Raw genomic sequence first — 3,492 nt, forward strand, 5'->3', positions numbered from 1 at the left:
ATGTGTTTCAACAACAAATAGAAATTTTGTAGGTAGAATGGGAAATACGAAATCGGAATTATTTTTAGCAAGTCCTGCAGTTGCTGCGGCTTCAGCAATTAAAGGATATATTGCTGATCCTAACAGTATATAGATAATATTGAGTAAATATAAAAATAACAGATTATTATAATGAAGATAAAGGTTTTGCAACAATAATTTACCTATAATATAAAATGTACATTAAAAGTTAATAAAATCTGATAAAAAAAATATTGTAATCAAATAAAATGAAATTATAATAGTTAAAATAATGGTAAATTTTGTATTTATTTTATCTTTAAAATAATTTTTGTTTAAGTGAGGTAATGAATGGTTAATAGAGGCTCCGAATGGCACAAATGGGACTTACATGTACATACAGCAAGTTCTTTCGATTATGGTTATAAAGGAACAGATTCGGATGATAGGTTAGTTAAAAGCTTTAAAGAAAATAATATTTCTGCAGTAGCAATTACTGATCATTTTATTATAGATAAAGACAGAATAAATAAATTAAGAGAGTTGTCTTCAGAAACAGTTTTTTTCCCAGGTGTTGAACTAAGAACAGACAAAGGAAATACAAATATACATATTGTAGCTATTTTTAGTGATAAGTATGATATTAAGGTATTAGAGGAATCATTTAATGTTTTTAAACGAGATAAAGGAAAAAATCCATTAAATGATGAAAAAATTTATTGGGATTTTAATGATATTGTTGATTTTGTAAAGAAACATAATGGCTTGCTTACTATTCATGCTGGAAGCAAAGAAAGCGGTGTTGATAGAAAAATAACTAATGCATTACCTATTAATGAAGCTATAAAAGAAGAGTTTGCAAAAAATATTCACATCTTTGAGGTAGGAAAACAAAAAGATATTGAAGATTATAAGAAGAAAGTTTTGCCAGATATAAAAAAAGAAAAGCCAATAATAATTTGTTCAGATAATCATGACCCTAGAGAATATGCTTCAAATTTATGGATAAAAGCAGATTTAACTTTTGAAGGATTAAAACAAATAATATATGAACCAGATAGAGTAAAAAACCAACAAGCAAAACCTGAAGAAAAGCCCGTTTATCAAGTTATAAGTTCCGTAGAATTAAATAAAGATTCGTTTTGGAAACAAAAAATAAACTTTAATGAAAATTTAAATACTATTATTGGTGGCCGTTCTACTGGTAAGTCTAATTTATTAGCCGCTATAGCAAATAAATTAAGCTGTTATTCTTGTGAAGACAAATCTGATAAAAAGGAATTTATTAATAATATATCAAAAGACATAAAAATAATTTGGAAAGATAATGTTGAAAAAGATAATAGAAAAGTCGAATTTCTTTCTCAAAATAAAATACATGAATTATCAAAAGAAGAAAATAAGAAAGATTTAAATACGAGAGTTGAAGGAATAATAAAAGAAAAAAATACAACTGTTATAGATAATTATAATACTTTTAAACAGAATCAGGAACAAAAGATAAATACGAACATTAAGAAATTGTTTCCTATTATGCAGAATATGAAATCAAAAATAGAAAGTATGAAATCAAAAGGAGATAAAAAGGGTGTTGAAGGAAATATAAAATTACTAGAAGATCGTCTTTCTGGTATCAAAATAAATGGTGAATTATTAGAACAAGAAATAAAACAATATAATGAAGGCAAGCAGAAAATAAATGATTATTTAATAAGGATAAATACAATTACAAAAGATATATCTAAAATTGATTATCTTTTGAATGAAAATATAATTAAAGAAGATATATTAAATAATTATATAGAACTAAGTGATGATATTAAAGATAAGATAAGTCAAATTATGGTGAATGTTAAACAAGAAGCTAATAATTTATGGAAAGAAAAGTTATCAACAGAAAAAGAAATATTAGAAACTGAAAAAGAATGTAAAGAGGGAGAAATAGAAAAGATTAAAAATAAAGCAGAATATAAAAATACTGAACAAAACATTGAAAAGAATAAAGAATATAAAGCTTTACAAGATGAACTTGATAAAGAAAGAGCAAAACTAAAAGAGATTGAAAAAGAAGAAAATGAAATAAAAACATATCAACAACAAATAGATGAATTGAAAGATAAAATAATTACTGATAACTATAAGTTTTTTGAAGAAATTAAAACAACAATAGGCTTTTTACAACAGAACGGTGATAAAGTAAAAATAAAACCTACTGTAAAACTAGATAAAAAATTGTATGATACTATTATTGAATATATAAATATAAAACATCACCAAGAATATAAAGAAGTAGATAAGGTTAACAAAGATTATATGACAAATATAAAATTTTTTAATTCTGGACTTTTAGATTCGGCATTAGAAAATAATTTAATTATGAAAACAGGGAAAGATATACAAATGTTTTTGATTACTTTGTTTTCAAGAAATTTGTTTTATATAGATTATCAATTGGAATATGAAAATGATAATTTTGAAAAAATGTCAGATGGTAAAAAAGCATTTGTGATTTTAACTATGATTTTAGAATATAGTAATGAAAAATGTCCTGTTTTAATAGATCAACCAGAGGATAGTTTAGACAATAGATCTATATATAATGAACTGAGTAAATATCTAAAACAAAAGAAAAAAGAGCGACAAATTATTCTTGTAACCCATAATGCTAATATCGTTGTAAATACTGATGCAGAAAATGTAATAGTTGCAAATCAAAATGGAACTCAAACTAAAAATAGAGATGGAATAAAATTTCAATATATAAATGGTAGTTTAGAATCTACAAAGAAGAAAGACTCAAGTGAGTTTATTCTTGAATCTCAAGGAATTAGAGAACATGTTTGTGAAATACTTGAAGGTGGCAAAGATGCTTTTTACAAAAGAGAACAAAAATACGGATTAGATTAGTATTAGTTTTAATGAAACAAATTGTGAAAAAATATATTGTTTTTTTTGTATTGAAGTAAGTTAAGTAAGAATTCTTTTTTAGCTATAAACTATAAATTAAAAATAGAAAATGTTTTTTAGTAAGGAGAGCAACAATGTCAGAATGTAAAGAACAAGATTGTACTTGCAATGGTGATTCTTGTGAAGAACATAAATCTTTTATTGAGCAACCTCATAAATCTACAAAAATAAATAAAATTATAGGTATTGTTAGCGGTAAAGGAGGAGTAGGAAAATCTCTGGTTACTTCTTTATTGGCAAATACACTCAACAAAAAAGGTTATAACACAGCAATTATGGATGCTGATATTACGGGACCATCAATACCAAAAATATTTGGTATTACAGATAAACCTATAAACGGTGAAGATGGCTTTTTCCCCGTTCTTTCCAAAGAAGGTATTGATATAATGTCTGTTAATTTGTTATTGGACAATGAAACAGATCCTGTAATATGGAGAGGACCTGTAATTGCTGGTATAATACAACAGTTTTGGAAAGATGTTATTTGGGCTAAACAAGATGTTATGTTTATTGATATGCCTC

At 25.2% G+C, this 3,492-nt stretch carries 3 protein-coding genes; all 3 read left to right on the top strand.

Annotated elements, in window-relative coordinates; translation table 11 throughout:
• A partial coding sequence (locus tag ACMUOV_RS02935; protein WP_413853558.1) for an aconitase family protein occupies positions 1-133 on the top strand: 133 nt, incomplete at its 5' end.
• A 218-nt stretch (positions 134-351) separates the two neighbouring features.
• Positions 352-2,907 (top strand): TrlF family AAA-like ATPase, encoded by a 2,556-nt coding sequence (locus tag ACMUOV_RS02940; protein ID WP_413853556.1) that lies wholly within the window; start codon positions 352-354, stop codon positions 2,905-2,907.
• A 134-nt stretch (positions 2,908-3,041) separates the two neighbouring features.
• Positions 3,042-3,492: P-loop NTPase (locus ACMUOV_RS02945; RefSeq protein ID WP_413853557.1), on the top strand; the 451-nt coding region annotated here is incomplete at its 3' end.

Origin of the sequence: Candidatus Ruminimicrobium bovinum, from assembly GCF_902760015.1 — a bacterium.
In the GTDB taxonomy this organism is placed as follows: domain Bacteria; phylum Elusimicrobiota; class Endomicrobiia; order Endomicrobiales; family Endomicrobiaceae; genus Ruminimicrobium; species Ruminimicrobium bovinum.